We start from the raw sequence: 18,654 nt of genomic DNA on the forward strand, positions 1-18,654 counted from the left end.
CCAGGATCCGTGCTACACGGCGGGCGCCACCGGCGACAGCTGGGCGTCGCGCCGTACCAGTGCTGCGTAGCGTCCGTCCTTCGCCAGCAGCTCCTCGTGGGTGCCGCGCTCGGCGACGCGGCCGCCGTCGAGGACCACGATCTGGTCGGCGTCGCGCACGGTGGACAGCCGGTGGGCGATGGTGATCGTGGTGCGGCCGGCCGAGAGCGCGTCGATGGCCTGCTGAACGGCCTGTTCGGTGCGGGTGTCCAGGGCGCTGGTGGCCTCGTCGAGGATGAGGACGGGCGGGTCGCGCAGAATCGTGCGGGCGATGGCCAGACGCTGCTTCTCGCCGCCGGAGAAGCGGTAGCCGCGCTCTCCGACGAGCGTGTCGTAGCCGTCCGGGAGGGAGGCGATGTGGTCGTGGATCTGGGCGGCCTCGGCCGCCGCCACGATCTCCTCGTCGGTGGCGTCGGGCTTGGCGAAGCGCAGGTTCTCGGCGACCGAGGCGTGGAAGAGATAGGTCTCCTGGGAGACGACGCCGACGGCCCGGGAGAGGGTGTCGAAGTCGAGGTCGCGGACGTCCACCCCGTCGATCAGCACCCGGCCGCCGGTCACGTCGTAGAGCCGTGGCACCAGATAGCTGAGGGTCGTCTTGCCGGAACCGGTCGGTCCGACGACGGCCAGGCTGCCGCCCGCGGGAACGGTCAGCTCGATGCCGCGCAAGGTGCCCTTCGACGTACCGGGGTTCTCGCTGTCGTAGTCGAAGTCGACGCCGTCGAAGCGGACTTCGCCGCGCACCCGCTCCAGCCGCACCGGTTCGGCGGGCTCGGCGATGTCGATCGGCAGGTCGAGGTATTCGAAGATGCGGGCGAAGAGGGCGAGGGAGGTCTGCATCTGCACACCCGTGGACAGCAGGCTCACGGTGGGGCGGAGCAGCCCCTGCTGGAGCGAGACGAAGGCGACGAGCGTGCCGATGGAGACGGCCGGACCGCCGGCCTGGAGGGCGATTCCCGCGGCCCAGTAGATCAGCGCGGGCATCGCCGCCATGACGACGCCGATGGTGGACATCCGCCAGCGGCCGGCCATGTTGGAGCGCACTTCCAGGCCCACGAGGCGCTCGGACTCCTGGGCGAACTGCTGGGTGAGCGACGCCGACCGGCCCATCGTGCGGCCGAGCAGGATGCCGCTCACCGAGAGGGACTCGGTGACCATCGCGGACATGGCCGCCATCTGCTTCTGGCGCTGTGAGGTGATCTTCTTGCGCTCGGTGCCGACGCGACGGCTGATCCAGACGAACAGCGGCAGCAGGAGCAGCGAGACGACGGTCAGCCGCCAGTCGAGCGCGAGCATCGCCACGACGGTGGCGACCACGCTGGTGAGGTTGGAGACCAGCGAGGTCGCCGTGGAGGTCACGGTGGCCTGCATACCGCCGATGTCATTGGCGATCCGGGACTGCACCTCGCCGGTGCGGGTGCGGGTGAAGAAGGCGAGCGGCATGCGCTGCAGCCGGTCGTAGACGGCGGTGCGCAGATCGTGCATGACCCGCTGGCCGACGGTGGTGGAGATCAGGGTCTGCACAACGCCGAAGACGCTGTTGACGACCGCCGCGGCGATCATGCCGAGGGCGAGCAGGGTGAGCAGACCGGTGCGGCCGTCGGGGATGGCGGTGTCGAGGATCTCCCGGAGCAGGAACGGCGAGGCGACCGAGACCAGCGCGGAGGCGGCGACCAGCAGGCCGACCAGGGCGAGGCGGCCGCGGTAGGGACGGAAGAGGCGGAGGATGCGCCGCACTTGGGCGGGCTGCTCGGACTCCCGGGCGGACGGGGTCCATGACGGGGTGTCGGGGTGCATGGGCTCCTTCTGGAGGCAGGGAGGCCGCCATGGGTGACGGCATGGTGGAGCCGTGGACGCGGCGGCGCGGACTTTCGGAGCATAGCTCATTGTTACCTATGCTCACAATGAACCAGGTCCTGATAAGCTGCGATCATGTCCACCCCCGAGACCTCCGGCCTCCTCGCGGAGCGGCTGCTGCACCTGACCCGCAGACTGCACCGCGCCCAGAAGCGCCATATGGAGCCGCTGGGCATCACCCCCGCCCAGTCCCGCCTGCTGCGCACCGTCGCCCACGGCGACCAGCCGCCGCGGATGGCGGACCTGGCGCGGCGCCTCGAGGTGGTCCCGCGCGCCGTGACGACGCTGGTGGACGCCCTGGAGGCGCATGGCTCGGTGCGCCGCGTACCGGATCCGTCCAACCGCCGGGTGGTGCGCGTCGAGCTCACCGACACCGGGCGTGCCACGCTGCGCGCACTGCGCGAGGCACGCCGCTCCGCCGCGGAGGACATCCTGGCACCGCTCAGCGAGCGGCAGCGCGAGGCGCTGGGTGAGCTGCTGGACGCCCTGTCCGGGGCCCCGGACCACCGCTGCTGAGGTGCCGTGCCGCGCTCAGGCGGCCAGATGCGCCTTGTCCCCCATGACCACCACCGGGTGCAGCTTGGGGTCGAGGTTCTTCAGCAGATACTCCATACCGGACTTGGAGAGGCTGACGCAGGCCGAGGTGCCGCTGCCGTGATCCCTGTGCAGCCAGATGCTGCCGCCCTTGCTCTGCCCCTCGGGCCGGGTCGGATCGAGCGGTGAGGTGCCCTTGACGCGGTTGTAGTCGATGGCGATGACGTAGTCGAAGTCGGTCCAGTGGGACTTGGGCCAGTAGTGGGGCGCCGCGAAGGAGCCGGAGGAGGTGTACGGCAGCCGGGCGCCGGGGTCGGGCAGCACACCGCCCGCGTCGCTGAGCGTGTAGACGCCGACCGGGCTGCGCTTGTCGCCCTCATGATGGTTCGTCGTCCAGCCGCGCTTGCCGTTGTGCGCCGTCCAACTGCGGGTCCGCTGCCATGCCGTGCCCTCCTTGGTGTAGAGGACCACGGTCGCGTCCGCCGAGTTCACCCCTTTGCCGTAGACCGCCACGACCTGACGGGACTGGTCCGGGATGCGGGACTGGAGCCGGTCTCCCACCTCCGGGATACGCGTGGGATCCGGTGTGGACGCCCCACCGCGCAGCGCTTGTTTGCCCTGGTCTCCGCCCTTGTCTCCGCCGCTGTTCCCGCCGCCGTCGCCGCAGGCCGAGAGGAGGACGAGGGCAGCGGCGGCCGCGGCCGCCGCGCGCATGGGCATCGTGCCGGAGATTCGCATGTCCCCATGGTCCCACCTGCGGAGAACAGCGCCGCGCGCGGATTGGCGTGTTCCGGCCGCTCCCCGGAAAACCAGTTGAATTCCACGCCGTGGGAACGTCAACCTTTCACGTCTCCTCCCGGCCCTCCACCGCCCCCGACCTTGGGACGTCATGCACATTCGCGATCTTCCGTATCCCGACCCCGGCCGCCCCGACGTACGGTCAGGTCCGCGGTTACTCCTCTGGCTGGGCAGGAACCAGCTGGGCGGGCAGTGCAAGGCGGCCCTCTGGGGTCTGGTGCACATGGCGGCACTGGTGTCCTTCCCCATCGCCATCGGCTTCGGTGTGCAGGCGGTCGTAGACCGCTCCGGCGCCCGGCTGGCGATGGCCGGAGCGCTGATGGGGGGACTCACCGTGCTCACCGCGCTGGGGGACGTCATGCTGCACCGCGCGGCGGTCACCAACTGGATCACGGCGGCGGCGCGGCTCCAGCAGCTGCTGGCCCGCAAGGCGGTGGAGCTGGGTTCCGCCCTCACCCGGAAGGTGGCGGCGGGCGAGGTCGTCGCCGTCTCCACGGGCGATGTCGAGAAGATCGGCTGGTTTGTGGAGGCCCTGTCCCGGTTCACGGCGGCCGCGATCACCACCGTCGCGCTCTGCGTGGCCCTGGTGCTCTACCAGCCGGCGCTGGGAGTGGTGGTGGCGGTCGGTGTGCCCGCGCTGGCGCTGGCCGTGCTGCCGCTGCTGCCACGTGCGACGCGCCGGGCCGACGAGCAGCGGGAGAAGGCGGGCCGGGCGACCGAGCTGGCCTCGGACACCGTGGCCGGGCTGCGGGTGCTGCGGGGCATCGGCGGGGAGGAACTGTTCCTGCGCCGCTACCGGAAGGCCTCGCAGGAGGTGCGGAGCGCGGCGGTGCGCAGCGCGCGGATGTGGGCGCTGATCGCGGCCGTGCAGGTCGCGCTGCCGGGGCTGCTGCTGATCGGCGTCGTCTGGTACGGGGCGGCGCTGGCCCGCGACGGCCGGATCGAGGTGGGCGAGCTCGTCACCGTATACAGCGCGGTGACCTTTCTGCTCTTCCCGCTGCGGCACTTCGAGGAGATCGCCATGGCGTACTCCTTCTCCCGGCCCTCCGCGCGGCGCGCGGCCCGGGTGCTGGCGCTGCGGCGCTCCGCCCCGGAGGGCGGGGCCGCGGCCGCCGGGCACGGGGACGAGCGCCGCGCGGAGCGGGCTGACGCCGCACCGCTCGGCGGGAATCTGTACGACCCGGCGAGCGGGCTGCTGGCGCCCAGCGGACTGCTGACCGCGGTGGTGTGCGGTGACCCGGACGCGGCGGGGCGACTGGCGGACCGGCTCGGAGGCCATTCCGCGCAGGAGGGCACGAACGGCACGGACGACCCGGACCGTGCCGCGGCACCGTCGGCGCTGCTGGGCGGGGTCGCCCTGGACGAGGTGGCGCTGGCCACGGCGCGCGCCGCGGTGCTGGTACAGGACAAGGACCCGGTGCTGTTGTCGGGAACGCTCGCCGAGCTCCTGGATGTGCCCAGGTCCGGTGAGGTCTCGGCACAAAAGGCGCTCGAGGCGGCCCAGTGCGGCGATGTGCTGGACGCGCTGGCCCAGGCGTCGGCGGCGGAGTCGGGCGACGCCGACCCCATGCGCACCCGGATCACCGAGCGCGGCCGCTCGCTGTCGGGTGGCCAGCGGCAGCGGCTGGCACTGGCCCGCTCGCTGGTGACCGATCCGGAGGTGCTGGTGCTCGACGAACCGACCTCCGCGGTGGACTCGCACACCGAGGCCCGGATCGCCGAGGGGGTGCGGCGGCTGCGGGCGGGCCGGACGACCGTCGTGCTCACCTCCAGCCCGCTGCTGCTGGACCGGGCCGACCGGGTGGTGTTCGTGCACAAGGGCGTGGCGGCGGCGGTGGGCACCCACCGTGAGCTGCTGGGCACCGATCCCGCGTATCGCGCGGTGGTCACCCGCGAGCCGGACGGCGAGGCCGCCGCGCGGAGGGCCGGGCGGGGCACCGCGCCGACCGGCCACGGTCTCGAGGACATCGGACGGATCGAGGAACACATCGAGGAGTCGGCATGATCGGCGTGGCACCGCCCGCCTATGACCCGGCGGCACCGGAGTCGGCGACGACGCTGCCGGTCGGCACCCCCACCACCGTGCGGGCCTATGTGCGTGAGCTGCTGCGGCGGCACCGGGGCGCGTTCACCGTGCTGATGGTCGTCAACGCGACCGCCGTGCTCGCCTCCATGGTCGGCCCGCAGCTGCTGGGCGGCCTGGTCGAGGACCTCTCCACGGGCGAGCGGAACCTCCACATCGGGCGCACCGTGGCACTGTTCGCCGTGGCGCTGACGGTGCAGACCGTGTTCGTCCGGATGGTTCGGCTGCGCGGGGCGGTGCTGGGCGAGCGGATGCTGGCGGATCTGCGGGAGGACTTTCTCGTACGGTCGGTGAGGCTGCCTCCGGGGGTGCTGGAGCGGGCCGGGACCGGGGATCTGCTGTCCCGGATCACCACCGATATCGACCGGCTGGCCGATGCGATGCGCGAGGCCGTGCCGCAGCTCGCCATCGGCGTGGTGTGGACCGGGCTGCTGCTCGGCGCGCTGACCCTGACCGCTCCGCCACTGGGTCTGGCGGTGCTGGTGGCGCTTCCGGTGCTGGTGATCGGCTGCCGCTGGTACTACCGGCGCGCGCCGAGCGCCTACCGCTCGGAGGCGGCCGGCTACGCGGCGGTGTCCGCGTCCCTCACCGAGAGCGTGGACGCCGGGCGGACCATCGAGGCCCACCGGCTGGGCGACCGCCGGATCGCCCAGTCCGAGCTGCGCATCCGGCAGTGGACGGCGTGGGAGCGCTATACGCTCTGGCTGCGCTCGGTGCTCTTCCCGGTGATCAATGTCAGCTACACCCTGATCACCGGCTCGGTGCTGGTGATCGGCGGCATGTGTGTGATGCGGGGCTGGATGTCGATCGGCGATCTGACCACCGGGGCGCTGCTGGCCCAGATGCTGGTCGATCCGATCGGGCTGATCCTGCGCTGGTACGACGAGCTTCAGGTGGCACAGGTGTCGCTGGCCCGGATGGTGGGGGTGCGGGAGATCGAGGAGGGCCCCGCCGACGAGGGGGTGGTCCCCGGTGGCCGGGAGGTGCGGGCGGACGAGGTGCGGTTCGGCTACCTCGAGGGCAGCGATGTGCTGCACGAGGTGTCCCTGAAGGTGCCCCCGGGGACGCGGCTGGCGCTGGTGGGCCCGTCCGGGGCGGGGAAGTCCACCCTGGGGCGGCTGCTGGCCGGAATCTACTCCCCGCGCACCGGCAGGGTGACCCTGGGCGGGGCAGAGCTGGCGCGGATGCCGGCCGAGCGGGTCCGCGAGCATGTGGCCCTGGTCAACCAGGAGCACCATGTCTTCGTGGGCTCGCTGCGGGACAATCTGCTGCTGGCCCGCGCCTCCGCCGAGGACGCCGAGCTGTGGGCGGCGCTGGGCGCGGTGGACGCCGACGGCTGGGCCCGCGCGCTGGACGAGGGACTGGACACCGAGGTGGGGTCGGGCGGTTTCGCGCTCACCCCCGCGCAGGCACAGCAGATCGCGCTGGCGCGGCTGGTGCTCGCCGATCCGCATACGCTGGTGCTGGACGAGGCCACCTCGCTGCTGGACCCGCGGGCGGCACGCCATCTGGAGCGGTCGCTGGGCCGGGTGCTGGAGGGCCGGACCGTGGTCGCGATCGCCCACCGGCTGCACACCGCGCATGACGCGGATGTGATCGCCGTGGTCGAGAGCGGCCGGATCACCGAGCTGGGCAGCCATGAGGAACTCCTCGCGGCGGACGGTGCCTATGCCGCGCTGTGGCGCTCCTGGCATCAGTGAGCGGGGCCGGGCCCCGGCGCGGGCGCCCCGGCCCCGCCCGGGGCTCAGAGGATGCCGAGGGCGGCCAGCCCGCTCATGCCGCCGAGCACCATGAAGACCGGCATCAGCACCTTCAGCTCGACCCAGCTGCCGGCCCGGAACCGCATCCCCTTCGGCGGGCCGACCGGGTACCAGCGCTTGCGGCCGATCGGGATGGGCCACAGGATCGGGCAGCCGGAGACGGTCAGCGCGTCCCCGATGTCGTGGACCAGGGCGCCGAGAATGATCGGCAGCCCGAGCCAGAGGTACTCCTGGCCCGGTGAGCCGAACAGCCAGTCCGAGCCGTTGCCCGGCTGGTGCAGCACATCGGCGAGGATCCAGGCGCTGGCCGCCCCGAGCAGCCACACCAGGACGTCGCTGGAGACCCGCGCCGCGCGCCACAGCAGTCCCTCGACGGCCAGCACCATGTGGACGAAGAGGATGCCGAGCACCGCCCAGCGGCCGCCGACCATGGCGAGCGCCGAGGCTCCGGCGCCGATCAGCACCGCCCATACCCAGGTGTGGGTGAGCGTGCGGTGGCCGCCCGAGCGGCGCGGGTCGCCCGGCTTCCTGGTGGCCTTGTAGACGGAGTGCGAGATCTTGTCGATCACCTCGCACAGCCCCCGCGAGATGGGTCCGAAGGCCCGCGAGATGGTCGCCGCCTTGTGGTCGAGGTCGGGGGCGAGCGCCGCTCCTGCGCAGATCAGCGCGCCGGCGACCAGCACCGGCCAGGGCATCGCGTGGCCGGCCGCAGCGGCCGCCGCCCCCACCCCCAGCCAGGCCGCCGCTCCGGACAGCGAATGCGCCGGTCCCATCATGGTCGTACCCCGCCCCTGTTCTTTCCCGCGTCCGCACGGGAGTTGACTGCTTCGGCCCGGCCCAGCCTAACGGCGGACGATCTTCGTCCGCACAGCCGGTTCCCGTCCCGGCGGGGAAACCAGGCAGTATAGGGACGTGACTCTTATCGATCAGCTGCCGAGCGACGCCGACCCCGACGCACTCTTCGAGGCGTTCTCCACCTGGGTCGAGGAGCGGGGCATCTCGCTCTACCCCGCCCAGGAAGAAGCGCTGATCGAGGTGGTGTCCGGGGCGAATGTGATCCTGTCCACCCCCACCGGCTCGGGCAAGAGCCTGGTCGCGGCGGGCGCCCACTTCGCCGCGCTCGCCCGGGACGAGGTCACCTTCTACACCGCGCCGATCAAGGCCCTGGTGTCGGAGAAGTTCTTCGAGCTGTGCAAGCTCTTCGGCACCGAGAACGTCGGGATGCTGACCGGGGACGCGTCGGTCAACGCGGACGCGCCGGTGATCTGCTGTACGGCCGAGGTGCTGGCGTCCATCGCCCTGCGGGACGGCAAGGACGCGGATATCGGCCAGGTGGTGATGGACGAGTTCCACTTCTACGCGGAGCCGGACCGGGGCTGGGCGTGGCAGATCCCCCTGCTGGAGCTGGAGCAGGCGCAGTTCATCCTGATGTCGGCGACGCTCGGAGATGTGAGCCGGTTCGAGGAGGACCTGACCCGGCGCACCGGGCGGCCCACCGCGGTCGTACGGTCCGCGACCCGGCCGGTGCCGCTGAGTTACGAATACCGGACGACGCCGCTGACCGAGACGCTGACCGAGCTGCTGGAGACGCAGCAGGCGCCCGTCTACATCGTGCACTTCACCCAGGCGGCGGCGGTCGAGCGGGCCCAGGCGCTGATGAGCATCAATATGTGCACGCGCGCCGAGAAGGACGAAATCGCCTCGCTGATCGGCAACTTCCGCTTCACCACCAAGTTCGGCCGGAACCTGTCCCGTTACGTCCGGCATGGGATCGGCGTGCACCATGCGGGCATGCTGCCCAAGTACCGGCGGCTGGTGGAGAAGCTGGCGCAGGCCGGACTGCTCAAGGTCATCTGCGGTACGGACACCCTGGGCGTGGGCGTCAATGTGCCCATCCGCACGGTGCTGTTCACCGCGCTGACCAAGTACGACGGCCAGCGGGTGCGGACGCTGCGGGCCCGGGAGTTCCACCAGATCGCGGGCCGGGCCGGGCGGGCCGGCTTCGACACCGCGGGCTTTGTGGTGGCCCAGGCGCCCGAGCATGTCATCGAGAACGAGAAGGCGCTCGCGAAGGCCGGGGACGATCCGAAGAAGCGGCGCAAGGTGGTGCGCAAGAAGGCGCCCGAGGGCTTCGTCAACTGGGGCCAGAACACCTTCGAGAAGCTCATCGCCTCCGAACCGGAGCCGCTCACCTCCCGCTTCCGGGTCACCCACGCCATGCTGCTGTCGGTCATCGCCCGTCCCGGCAACGCCTTCGAGGGAATGCGCCACCTGCTGGAGGACAACCACGAGCCGCGCAAGAACCAGCTGCGGCACATCCGCCGGGCGATCGCGATCTACCGCTCGCTGCTGGACGGCGGGGTGGTCGAGCAGGTGGAGCCGCAGGGCGCCGACGGCGAGAAGAGGGACGGGCCGGTCATCCGGCTGACGGTGGATCTCCAGCAGGACTTCGCGCTCAACCAGCCGCTGTCCACCTTCGCGCTGGCCGCCTTCGAGCTGCTGGACCCCGAATCCCCCTCCTACGCCCTGGACATGGTCTCGGTCGTCGAGTCGACGCTGGACGATCCCCGGCAGATCCTGGCCGCCCAGCAGAACAAGGCGCGCGGTGAGGCGGTCGCCGCGATGAAGGCGGACGGCGTGGAGTACGAGGAGCGCATGGAGCGGCTCCAGGACATCTCCTACCCCAAGCCCCTGGAGGAGCTGCTGTCCCATGCCTACGGGCTCTACCGCAAGAGCCACCCATGGGTGGGCGACCATCCGCTGTCGCCCAAGTCGGTGATCCGCGACATGTACGAGCGGGCGATGACCTTCACCGAGTTCACCTCGTTCTACGACCTGGCGCGCACCGAGGGCATCGTGCTGCGGTACCTGGCCAGCGCCTACAAGGCCCTGGACCACACCGTGCCGGACGATCTGAAGTCCGATGACTTCCAGGACATCATCGCCTGGCTCGGCGAGATGGTGCGACAGGTCGACTCCAGCCTCCTCGACGAGTGGGAGCAGCTGGCCAACCCGGAGGAGGAGTCGGCGGAGGAGGCGCAGGAGCGCGCCGACCAGGTCAGGCCGGTCACCGCGAACGCCCGCGCCTTCCGCGTGCTGGTCCGCAACGCCATGTTCCGCCGGGTGGAGCTCGCCGCGCTGGACAAGGTCGCCGAGCTGGGGGAGATGGACGCCGACTCGGGCTGGGACGAGGACGCCTGGGCGGAGGCGATGGACGGGTACTGGGAGGAGTACGCGGAGCTCGGCACCGGACCGCAGGCCCGCGGGCCGAAGCTGCTGCGGATCGAGGAGGACGCCGAGCACGGGCTGTGGCAGGTGCGGCAGACCTTCGACGACCCGAACGGCGACCACGACTGGGGCATTTCGGCCGAGGTCGACCTCGCCGCCTCCGATGAGGAGGGCCGGGCGGTGGTCCGGGTCACCGAGGTGGGCCAGTTGTAGCCTCCTGAAGGCGATGCGCGCCGGGGACCGGCCCGGCCCCCTCAGTGAAGGAGCACCACCGATGACCAATCCCGCCGAGCGCCTGGTCGATCTGCTCGATCTGGAACGGATCGAACTGGACATCTTCCGCGGCCGCAGCCCCGATGAGTCGCTGCAGCGGGTGTTCGGCGGGCAGGTGGCGGGCCAGGCGCTGGTGGCCGCCGGGCGGACCACCGACGGGCAGCGCCCGGTGCACTCGCTGCACGCGTACTTCCTGCGGCCGGGGCGGCCGGGCGTGCCCATCGTGTACCAGGTGGAGCGGGTCCGGGACGGGCGCTCCTTCACCACTCGCCGGGTCGTCGCCATCCAGCAGGGTCGTACGATCTTCAATCTGACGGCTTCCTTTCATTCTGCTGAGCCGGGTATCGAGCAGCAGCTGCCGATGCCCGAGGTGCCCGGACCGGAAGATCTGCCGACCCTCGCCGACGAGGTCCGCTCCCATCTGGGCTCGCTCCCCGAGGCGTTCGCCCGCATGGAGCGCCGGCAGCCCTTCGACATCCGCTATGTGGAGCGGATGCGCTGGACGGAGGAGGAGCTCAAGGGCGTGGAGCCGCGCAGCGCCGTGTGGATGCGCGCGGTGGGGCCGCTCGGGGACGATCCGCTGGTGCACACCTGCGCGCTCACCTACGCGAGCGACATGATGCTGCTGGACGCGGTGCGGGTACCGGTCGAGCCGCTGTGGGGCCCGCGGGGCTTCGACATGGCCTCCCTCGATCACGCCATGTGGTTCCACCGGCCGTTCCGCACCGACGAGTGGTTCCTCTACCAGCAGGAGTCGCCCGTGGCCACGGGCGGCCGGGGACTGGCACGCGGCCAGATCTACGACCGTGCGGGCCGGCTCCTGGTGTCGGTGGTGCAGGAGGGGTTGTTCCGCCCGCTGCCGCCCGCCGCGGGGCCGGCGGACGGCGGCTGAGCCCACCGTGGTGTGCCGCGCCGTGCCTCATCGCCTGCCGACCAGCTTCTGCCACAGGCTCCGCGGGAGGCCGGGAGCCCGGGTGCGGTCATCGAGCGGTCGCTCCGCCCCGGCGGCCGGGCGCGGCGCGGGCCGGGCCCGGCGGGCGTCGTCCAGGGCGGAGGCGAGGGCGGCCCGATAGCGCCGGATCTCCCGTGGATCGTCCGCCGTGACCACCGTGTCGATGACGTCCCGGACCGCGCCGGCCTCAGGGCGCATCCGGACGAGCGCGGGGCGCAGCTCCCGCAGATGGGCCCGCTCGTACGGATCGGACACGGCCGAGGCCAGTTCGACGGAGCCCAGCACGCAGGCCAGGACCGCGGCCCGCTCCCAGGGGTCCTCGGTCTGGGTGAGCAACCCGCCGACCCTGCGGCGGCGCCATTTCGCGGCCCGCCAGTCCTCCCCGGCGGCCAGTGCGGCGCTCAGCCCCGGCGGGGTGCGGCCGCTCAGCAACTCCGGCTGCCTGACCGCGAACTCGGTCAGCTCCGTGGCCGGATAGAGCCATACGACGGCCCGGTAGCGGTTGACATAGAACCGGACCGGGGCGAAGAAACCCCCGCGCGCCAGACGGGTGAGCCGGCCCTGACTGATGCCCAGCAGCTCCGCTCCCTCCGCCGTGCCGACCACGCGGAGGCGGGCGATGAGCGCCTCCGGGAAGCCCTCCGCGGCGGTCACCCGCCTCAGCTCCTCGCACGCCACCCGCCGGCCCAGACCGGTGGTGACGGTACGCACCTCTCCCAGCTGCACGGCCAGCTCGAACTCACGCGGTTTGAGCCCCAGCGCCCGAGCCGCCGCCTCGAACGCGACGCTCTCCCCCGATGCGCCCGGTCCCGCCGGTCCGCGAGGATCTCCCGGTCCGCTCGCCTGCCCCGGCACGCTCGGCTCTCCGAGCCCTTCCAGGCCCCACGGCTCCCAGCGCTCCCGCAGCTCCTGATCCACCCGCACTGCCATGGCGACGTCCTCCCCCGCACTGCCTCAATCACTGACAGTGACGACGATAGCCGCGAAGCAAGACGGTCCGTCAGGCCTGTGGATAACTCCCGCGCGGCATCATCCGGGTGTGCCGCTCTCCTGCCTGGCCTCGACCCTCAGATGCTCCCCCACCCGGTTGACCAGCAGCGTCATCTCGTAGGCGACCTGCCCCACATCGGCGTCCGGACCGGTGAGCACGCACAGGCAGCTGCCGTCCCCCGCCGCCATGACAAAGAGGACTCCCTCGTCGAATTCGACCATCGTCTGCCGTACCCGGCCCGTCCGGAAGTGGTGCCCGGACCCCTTGGCGAGGCTGTGCAGCCCGGAGGCCACCGCGGCCAGATGCTCGGCGTCCTGGCGCACCAGAGTGGAACTCGCCCCCGTCACCAGCCCGTCGTTGGACAGCACCAGCGCATGCCGTATCTCCGCGATCCGCTCGGTCAGGTCGTCCAGTAACCAGTCGAGCCCCTCGTTCAGTGCCATTCCCGATTCCTCCCCTATTCCCCTTCGGCTGCGTGCCAGCCTTTCTCACTGCCGCCGTCCGGGCAACCCACCCCGCCCGTCAGCTCTCGGTTGTGTGCCGATTGACGCAGGATGGGGACATGGCACAGAACATGACCAAGGATCAGTGGCAGAAGTTCCTGATGGAGGGCACCCGCACCGCGAAACTGTCGACCGTGCGGGCCGACGGAAGCCCGCACCTGGCACCCGTGTGGTTCCTGCTCGACGGTGACGACCTCGTCTTCAACACAGGTCAGGACACGGTCAAAGGACGCAACTTGGCCCGGGACGGCCGGGTCGCCATCTGCGTGGACGACGACAGGCCGCCGTTCGCCTTCGTCACGCTGCGGGGGCACGCCGAACTCATCGACGACCTGAAGCAGGTCCGCGACTGGGCCACCCGGATCGCCGCCCGTTACATGGGCGAGGACCGCGCCGAGGAGTACGGCGCCCGCAACGGTGTGCCGGGCGAGCTGCTGGTCAGGGTCCGTATCGACAAGGCGCTCGCGCTCTCCGGCGTCGCCGACTAGCGAGATTCGACCGGAATCCATCCCTTCATGCCGCACCCCCGCCCATCCGACGTTCAGGGGCGCATGAGGACCTTTATCGCACCGTCCTCCTTGTGCTGGAACATCTCATAGGCGCGGGGTGCCTCCTCCAGCGGCATGCGGTGGGTGGCGAACGCGTCCACGCCCAGCGGATCCTCGTCCGTCAGCAGCGGGAAGATGTCGTCGACCCAGCGCCGCACGTTCGCCTGGCCCATCCGCAGCTGGATCTGCTTGTCGAACATGGTCATCAACGGCAGCGGATCGACCATGCCGCCGTAGACCCCGCTGAGGGAGATCGTTCCGCCGCGCCGCACCAGCGCGATGGCCAGCCGCAGCGCCGCCAGCCGGTCCACCCCGGCCTTCTCCGTGAGCTTGGCGGCCCAGTCCCTCGGCAGGAAACCCGTGGCCCGCTGGGCGGTCCGGCCGACCGGGCTGCCGTGGGCCTCCGTTCCCACCGCGTCGATGACCGCGTCCGGTCCGCGGCCGTCGGTGGCCGAACGGACGGCCTCGACCAGGTCCTCCTGATGGGAGAAGTCGTTGAGGTCGTAGACCTCGACGCCGTCGGCGCGCGCTCGGCGCAGCCGTTCGGGGACCAGGTCCACACCGATGACCCGGTCGGCCGCTCCCCGTACCCTCGCCACCCGGCAGGCCATGCTTCCGATGGGTCCCAGCCCCAGAACCGCGAGCGTGCCGCCGCGCGGAACCGCCGCGTACTCGACCGCCTGCCATGCCGTGGGCAGCACGTCGGACAGATAGACCCAGCGGTCGTCCTGGACCCCTTCGGGCACCTTGATCGGACCGTATTGGGCCTGCGGCACCCGCAGATACTCCGCCTGACCGCCGGCCACCGCGCCGTAGAGCTTGGTGTAGCCGAAGATCTCCGCGCCCATGCCGTGCTCGACGACCTGGGTGGTCTGGCACTGTGTGGGCAGACCGGAGCGGCACATCCAGCAGTGCCCGCAGGCGATCTGGAACGGCACCACGACACGGTCGCCGGGCCTGAGGTTCGTCACTTCCGGGCCGGTCTCCTCGACGATGCCCATCGGCTCGTGGCCGAGGATGTCGCCGGGGGTCATAAAGGGTGTGAGCACCTCGTACAGATGGAGGTCGGAGCCGCACAGTCCCGTGGTGGTGATCCGGACGATCGCGTCCGTCGGCTCCTTGATGATCGGGTCCGGCACCGTCTCCACCGTCACCTCACGTCGACCCTGCCACGTCACCGCTCGCATCGCCGTGTCCCTTCGCCGTGGTCGTCGGCATCGTCTTCCGAGGGGTGTTCCGGGTACCCGCGCGAACCCGGCCGAACCGTCGGCGGCGGGACCACGGTCCGCGCCCGCGGTCCACCAGGGCCACGAGCCGGTCGGTCTCCTCGGCGACCACGGCCGGGTCGGCGCCCACGGTGCCCAGGACGGCCAGACACGCGCCGTCCGCCAGCGCGGCGGCGAAGAGGGCGCCCGCCGCCGTCTCGATCATCGTCTGCCGGGGCGGGCCGCCGCGCCCCCGGCGGTGGCCCGTGCTTGCGGCGAGGTGGTGGAAGCCGGAGGCGACGGCGGCCAGGTGCTCGGCCTCCTGGCGGGAGAGTCCGCGGGACGCGCTGACGCTCGCCCCGTCGCGGGAGAGCACCACGGCATGGCGTACACCTGCGGCCTGGCCCACGAGATCGTTCAAAATACGGTCGAGATCGGCCATGGAGCGTGCGGCAGCGCTGCGAGGCTTGGTCATGGGCGGTCTCCCTCGGTCGGGATGCGCCGCGCCGGGCGGCGCTCCAGGTGTCCCCCTGGGCCAGGGACGCTAGACCCGGTGGGGGCGCACAGTGGGGGCGCATTACGGAACCCGTTGAAATTTGACAGAGTCAGATGCCAGAGCGATCGATCGGCGTCCAAATCTGCACTCGATGCGGCGTAGGCTGCTTGCCCATCGCATCGCTTCACCGTCGTATCCGCCATATCCGTTGCATATGTTGCATCTGTTATCTGTCGTATCTCTCGTATCCAAGGTGTCCCAGGAGTTCCCGTGCCACATGAGCCCTCCCACGGAAACAGCGCGGCCGACGGAGGGACTTCTTCACTCCCCGGGCGGCCGGCTGGGACAGCCGCTTCCCGGACGACGGCCCCGCCTACGCCGCCGCCGTCGCCGACCTCGGGCTCCGCCCCGGCGACGCGGTGCTCGACGCCGGATGCGGTACCGGCCGGGCGCTGCCCGCGCTGCGCGCCGCGGTCGGCCCCGGCGGGACCGTCCTCGGCGTGGACCTCACGCCCGCCATGCTGGACGCCGCCGTACGCGAGGGCCGGGACGGCTTCGCCGACCTGGCCCTCGCCGATGTGGCGCGGCTGCCGCTGCGCGACGGCTGCCTCGACGCGGTGTTCGCCGCCGGGCTGATCTCCCATCTCGCCGATCCGGCGGACGGTTTGCGCGAACTGGCCCGGGTGGTGCGTCCCGGTGGGCGGCTCGCGCTGTTCCATCCGGTGGGGCGGGGCGCTCTCGCCGCCCGCCACGGCCGCCCCCTCACCCCCGACGATCTGCGGGCGGAGCCCCGGCTACGGCCGTTGCTGGCCGGCGCCGGCTGGCGTCTGGAGTCGTACATCGACGAGGAGACGCGCTTTCTCGCGCTCTCCGTCCGCGAACCGGGCCAGGCCGGGCGGAACGGCCCGGACCGGAACGCTCAGGGCTGAGCCACGACCGCCGCCGCGAAGCCGGGGGCGTTGTCGAACATCACGTTGTGTCCCGCCCCGGGCACGGTGCGGACCGCCACTCCGGCCGCCGTCAGCTCCTCATGCCCGGCGAGCTTCCCGGTGTGCCCGCCGATCAGATAGGTGCGGGGAACGCCCAGACCCAGAAGCATCTCGCGCATGGTCGGCCGCGTGCCGCGGACCAGCGCGCACGCGCTGCGGTGCAGGGCTGTCGGGTCGGCGAGCCGCATCGTCGCCCGCCACACCGGTCCGACCCGTTCCAAGGTCTCCTCGAAACCGCCGCCGCGCACGAAAGCGTCCTCCGTGTACGCGGCGATCTTGCTGCTGCCCGCCGCCGACGGCGGGTGCGGATCGAGATTGGCCTCGGTGAGCACCAGACGGGACACCAGCTCCGGACGGCGCACCGCCAGCACGATGGCGACCGATCCGCCCATGCTGTGCCCGATGAGCTCGGCGCCCCGCACCCCGGCCGCGTCGAGGGCCGAGGCCAGCGCGTCGGCATGGTCCTCCAGTGTGTAGCCGAAATCGGCGGGACGGTCGCTGATCCCATGGCCGGGCAGGTCCACGAAGAGCGACCGCCGGCCGGCGAGGGCCGGTACGGCGGCGATATGGGCGTGATAGACGGCCGATGTGGCGCCGAGCCCATGGACATACACGCGCGCCGCGCCGCCGTCCCCGTCCCCCGCCGTGCCGGTCCATCCGATGAGGGCCCCCTCCGGGCCGAACGATGCGTGCTGCATGGCCTTCCTCCCGCCTTACGGTTCGCGTCGGACCGGAGAATACCTCGGTTGCGATGTATTGCGCCTGCGAGGTACCACGGTCATGCGGCACAATGCGGCCATGCTGGAACTCGCCATCCTGGGCTTCCTCCACGACGCACCGCTGCACGGTTATGAGCTGCGCAAGCGGATCGCCGCGCTCACCGGACATGTGAAACCCGTGGCCGAGAGCACCCTCTACCCGGCGATCAAACGGCTGGAGAAGGCCGGTCTGCTGGCCCGCCGGCCCCAGCCGGGCGCGGGGGCAGCGCCCCGGCACGTCCTCACCCTGACCGCCGAGGGCCGCACGGAGCTGCGCCGCCGACTCGCGCATCCGCCCGACAACGCCATCACCGACGAGAACCGCTGGTTCACCGTGCTGGCGTTCCTGCGGCACCTGGACGACCCGGCGGCACAGGCGGAGCTGCTGGAGCGCCGGATGGCCTTTCTGCGGCAGCCGTCGAGCTTTTTCTACGAGGGCGACCGGCCACTGCGGGCCGAGGAGGTGGAGGACCCCTTCCGGCGTGGCATCCTCACCATCGCGCGGGCCACCAGCCAGGCCGAACTGTCCTGGCTGCGGCGCACGCTGGACACGCTCCGGGCGGCCGCCGACGACTGAGGACCGACCGCGGCCCGATCTCTCGACTCCATGGCTACTGGGTGGTTAAGGTGCGCCGACGACGGATCGTCCCTTCGGATCCGCGAGCCCAGGAGGAGGCTGCCGTGCCCGCCACGGAGGAGTCAGGCGACGAGGCGCTGTATGTGCTGACCGCGGTGTTGCTGACACCCGCTCAATTTCCGAGCGTGCTCGGCGACGACTATCCCGAGGCGTGTGCCGTGCTCGGGCTGGAGCCGTACGAGACGGGCTACGGACTGGTGCTGGGTCAGGACGGCGGCGGTGCCCGCTGGACGGTGGTCACCGACGATGTTTCGCTCGTGGCCTGCGCCATCGCCACCTGGGACTGCGGGATGGAGTACGCCCTGGCCATCGACGACCGGACGGTGGTCGCCTCGCTCCCCGGCTGGCCGCTCGCGGTGGCCGTGGCCGCCCCGGGCATACCGGCCCCCCATGACCCCGCTCCCGGTCCCGAGCTGGGGGACGCCGCCAGGGCTCCGCTGGCGCCGCCGGACGCCGAGCGGTGGGGCCCGGCTCAGCGAAGGCTCGGCGCCGATGAGATCGCGCTCCAGTGGGCGATCTGGCGCGAGCAGGTCGACAGCGACGTGACGTTCGTGTCCCCCGGCGAGAAGCCGCACACCGGCGTGCGGCGGGTGCTCGAAGAAGCGCGCGGCTATCTGGAGTCGCCCCCGCCGCCGGGCCGGATCCGCTCGGCGTTCGCCTCCGGTGACGCACGGACGCTCCGGGCCGACGGGCCGGGCTGGAGCATGGTGGCGCGGACCGATGACATCGCGTTCGTGCTGCTGGACGACGCGCCAGGCGAGGTGCTGCCGGTGGGCCGCGGCCCCGAACTGCCGGGGCTGCTGACGGCACTGGACGAACTGGCCGTACGCCCCCTCTGAGAGCCGGCCCCCACCCGGGCCGGTCGCGGCGCCGCCTGCGAGACCCGCCGCCCGCGCGGTCGCCGCTGTCCTCTCCGCTCTGGGCCCGAGGTGCCGCCCTGGGCCCGGGGGGCCGTCCCGGGCCTCAGCGGTCATGGCCCCCGCTCCCCAGCCGGCCGGACCCTCAA

General features: G+C 71.8%; 16 protein-coding genes and 1 pseudogene. 9 read left to right on the top strand and 8 right to left on the bottom strand.

The genetic code is table 11. From position 1 onward, the window contains the following. Positions 1–12: 12 nt before the first annotated feature. Entirely contained in the window at positions 13–1,833 is a 1,821-nt protein-coding gene (locus PS467_RS03265; RefSeq protein ID WP_311033886.1) for an ABC transporter ATP-binding protein, read from the bottom strand. A gap of 135 nt (positions 1,834–1,968) precedes the next feature. Here PS467_RS03265 and PS467_RS03270 point away from each other — a divergent pair, with 135 nt between their 5' ends. After that, positions 1,969–2,409: a MarR family winged helix-turn-helix transcriptional regulator gene (locus PS467_RS03270; RefSeq protein WP_311033887.1), complete on the top strand. Its 441-nt coding sequence runs from the start codon at positions 1,969–1,971 to the stop codon at positions 2,407–2,409. Positions 2,410–2,424: 15 nt separating this feature from the next. On the opposite strand, the gene PS467_RS03275 is transcribed toward PS467_RS03270, so the two are convergent. Next, positions 2,425–3,165: a L,D-transpeptidase family protein gene (locus PS467_RS03275; RefSeq protein ID WP_311033888.1), complete on the bottom strand. Its 741-nt coding sequence runs from the start codon at positions 3,163–3,165 to the stop codon at positions 2,425–2,427. 151 nt (positions 3,166–3,316) lie between these two features. Here PS467_RS03275 and PS467_RS03280 point away from each other — a divergent pair, with 151 nt between their 5' ends. Then, the gene (locus tag PS467_RS03280; protein WP_311033889.1) at positions 3,317–5,230 is read left to right on the top strand and encodes an ABC transporter transmembrane domain-containing protein; all 1,914 of its coding nucleotides are present in this window, start codon (positions 3,317–3,319) and stop codon (positions 5,228–5,230) included. After that, positions 5,227–7,008, top strand: coding sequence for an ABC transporter ATP-binding protein (locus PS467_RS03285; protein ID WP_311033890.1), 1,782 nt, complete (start codon positions 5,227–5,229; stop codon positions 7,006–7,008). The genes PS467_RS03280 and PS467_RS03285 overlap by 4 nt, the downstream gene beginning before the upstream one ends. Positions 7,009–7,052: 44 nt before the next feature. Here the strand turns inward: PS467_RS03285 and PS467_RS03290 are convergent, their stop codons facing one another. Further along, positions 7,053–7,844 carry a metal-dependent hydrolase gene (locus tag PS467_RS03290; protein ID WP_311033891.1) on the bottom strand — a complete coding sequence of 264 codons (792 nt, stop codon included), beginning with the start codon at positions 7,842–7,844 and terminating at the stop codon, positions 7,053–7,055. Positions 7,845–7,980: 136 nt separating this feature from the next. Here PS467_RS03290 and PS467_RS03295 point away from each other — a divergent pair, with 136 nt between their 5' ends. Both PS467_RS03295 and PS467_RS03300 read left to right on the top strand, forming a co-directional pair. After that, complete coding sequence (locus PS467_RS03295; RefSeq protein WP_311033892.1) at positions 7,981–10,509, top strand: DEAD/DEAH box helicase; 2,529 nt, start codon at positions 7,981–7,983, stop codon at positions 10,507–10,509. Positions 10,510–10,570: 61 nt separating this feature from the next. Continuing rightward, on the top strand, positions 10,571–11,461 hold the full coding sequence (locus PS467_RS03300) for an acyl-CoA thioesterase (protein ID WP_311033893.1): 891 nt from the start codon (positions 10,571–10,573) through the stop codon (positions 11,459–11,461). Positions 11,462–11,488: 27 nt separating this feature from the next. On the opposite strand, the gene PS467_RS03305 is transcribed toward PS467_RS03300, so the two are convergent. Continuing rightward, on the bottom strand, positions 11,489–12,451 hold the full coding sequence (locus tag PS467_RS03305; protein ID WP_311033894.1) for a DUF6397 family protein: 963 nt from the start codon (positions 12,449–12,451) through the stop codon (positions 11,489–11,491). 99 nt (positions 12,452–12,550) lie between these two features. Beyond that, positions 12,551–12,955: a roadblock/LC7 domain-containing protein gene (locus PS467_RS03310; protein WP_311033895.1), complete on the bottom strand. Its 405-nt coding sequence runs from the start codon at positions 12,953–12,955 to the stop codon at positions 12,551–12,553. Positions 12,956–13,074: 119 nt separating this feature from the next. On the opposite strand from PS467_RS03310, the gene PS467_RS03315 reads away from it, so the two are divergent. Beyond that, on the top strand, positions 13,075–13,503 hold the full coding sequence (locus PS467_RS03315; protein WP_268969910.1) for a PPOX class F420-dependent oxidoreductase: 429 nt from the start codon (positions 13,075–13,077) through the stop codon (positions 13,501–13,503). A 53-nt stretch (positions 13,504–13,556) separates the two neighbouring features. Here the strand turns inward: PS467_RS03315 and PS467_RS03320 are convergent, their stop codons facing one another. Next, positions 13,557–14,750 (bottom strand): zinc-dependent alcohol dehydrogenase, encoded by a 1,194-nt coding sequence (locus PS467_RS03320; protein WP_311033896.1) that lies wholly within the window; start codon positions 14,748–14,750, stop codon positions 13,557–13,559. After that, on the bottom strand, positions 14,719–15,243 hold the full coding sequence (locus tag PS467_RS03325; protein ID WP_311033897.1) for a roadblock/LC7 domain-containing protein: 525 nt from the start codon (positions 15,241–15,243) through the stop codon (positions 14,719–14,721). Before PS467_RS03325 ends, PS467_RS03320 begins: the two co-directional genes overlap by 32 nt. Before the next feature lie 335 nt (positions 15,244–15,578). Between PS467_RS03325 and PS467_RS03330 the strand changes: the two are divergent. Beyond that, positions 15,579–16,193 (top strand): annotated as a pseudogene (locus PS467_RS03330) (class I SAM-dependent methyltransferase); the annotation flags it as partial. Here PS467_RS03330 and PS467_RS03335 read toward each other — a convergent pair. Next, entirely contained in the window at positions 16,184–16,951 is a 768-nt protein-coding gene (locus tag PS467_RS03335) for an alpha/beta fold hydrolase (protein WP_311033898.1), read from the bottom strand. The pseudogene PS467_RS03330 and the gene PS467_RS03335 overlap by 10 nt on opposite strands. A 100-nt stretch (positions 16,952–17,051) precedes the next feature. Here PS467_RS03335 and PS467_RS03340 point away from each other — a divergent pair, with 100 nt between their 5' ends. Together PS467_RS03340 and PS467_RS03345 are read left to right on the top strand one after the other, a co-directional pair. Continuing rightward, complete coding sequence (locus tag PS467_RS03340) at positions 17,052–17,588, top strand: PadR family transcriptional regulator (protein WP_311039752.1); 537 nt, start codon at positions 17,052–17,054, stop codon at positions 17,586–17,588. 104 nt (positions 17,589–17,692) lie between these two features. Beyond that, positions 17,693–18,487 (top strand): hypothetical protein, encoded by a 795-nt coding sequence (locus tag PS467_RS03345; RefSeq protein ID WP_311033899.1) that lies wholly within the window; start codon positions 17,693–17,695, stop codon positions 18,485–18,487. Positions 18,488–18,654: the final 167 nt, after the last annotated feature.

Source organism: Streptomyces luomodiensis (assembly GCF_031679605.1).
Classification (GTDB): domain Bacteria; phylum Actinomycetota; class Actinomycetes; order Streptomycetales; family Streptomycetaceae; genus Streptomyces; species Streptomyces luomodiensis.

Coding starts and splice junctions, on each gene's coding strand:
- PS467_RS03310 (WP_311033895.1), bottom strand. CDS start 12,955: ATGGCACTGAACGAGGGGCTCGACTGGTTACTGGACGACCTGACCGAG.
- PS467_RS03285 (WP_311033890.1), top strand. CDS start 5,227: ATGATCGGCGTGGCACCGCCCGCCTATGACCCGGCGGCACCGGAGTCG.
- PS467_RS03275 (WP_311033888.1), bottom strand. CDS start 3,165: ATGCGAATCTCCGGCACGATGCCCATGCGCGCGGCGGCCGCGGCCGCC.
- PS467_RS03340 (WP_311039752.1), top strand. CDS start 17,052: ATGCTGGAACTCGCCATCCTGGGCTTCCTCCACGACGCACCGCTGCAC.
- PS467_RS03320 (WP_311033896.1), bottom strand. CDS start 14,750: ATGCGAGCGGTGACGTGGCAGGGTCGACGTGAGGTGACGGTGGAGACG.
- PS467_RS03300 (WP_311033893.1), top strand. CDS start 10,571: ATGACCAATCCCGCCGAGCGCCTGGTCGATCTGCTCGATCTGGAACGG.
- PS467_RS03265 (WP_311033886.1), bottom strand. CDS start 1,833: ATGCACCCCGACACCCCGTCATGGACCCCGTCCGCCCGGGAGTCCGAG.
- PS467_RS03335 (WP_311033898.1), bottom strand. CDS start 16,951: ATGCAGCACGCATCGTTCGGCCCGGAGGGGGCCCTCATCGGATGGACC.
- PS467_RS03315 (WP_268969910.1), top strand. CDS start 13,075: ATGGCACAGAACATGACCAAGGATCAGTGGCAGAAGTTCCTGATGGAG.
- PS467_RS03290 (WP_311033891.1), bottom strand. CDS start 7,844: ATGATGGGACCGGCGCATTCGCTGTCCGGAGCGGCGGCCTGGCTGGGG.
- PS467_RS03325 (WP_311033897.1), bottom strand. CDS start 15,243: ATGACCAAGCCTCGCAGCGCTGCCGCACGCTCCATGGCCGATCTCGAC.
- PS467_RS03305 (WP_311033894.1), bottom strand. CDS start 12,451: ATGGCAGTGCGGGTGGATCAGGAGCTGCGGGAGCGCTGGGAGCCGTGG.
- PS467_RS03270 (WP_311033887.1), top strand. CDS start 1,969: ATGTCCACCCCCGAGACCTCCGGCCTCCTCGCGGAGCGGCTGCTGCAC.
- PS467_RS03280 (WP_311033889.1), top strand. CDS start 3,317: ATGCACATTCGCGATCTTCCGTATCCCGACCCCGGCCGCCCCGACGTA.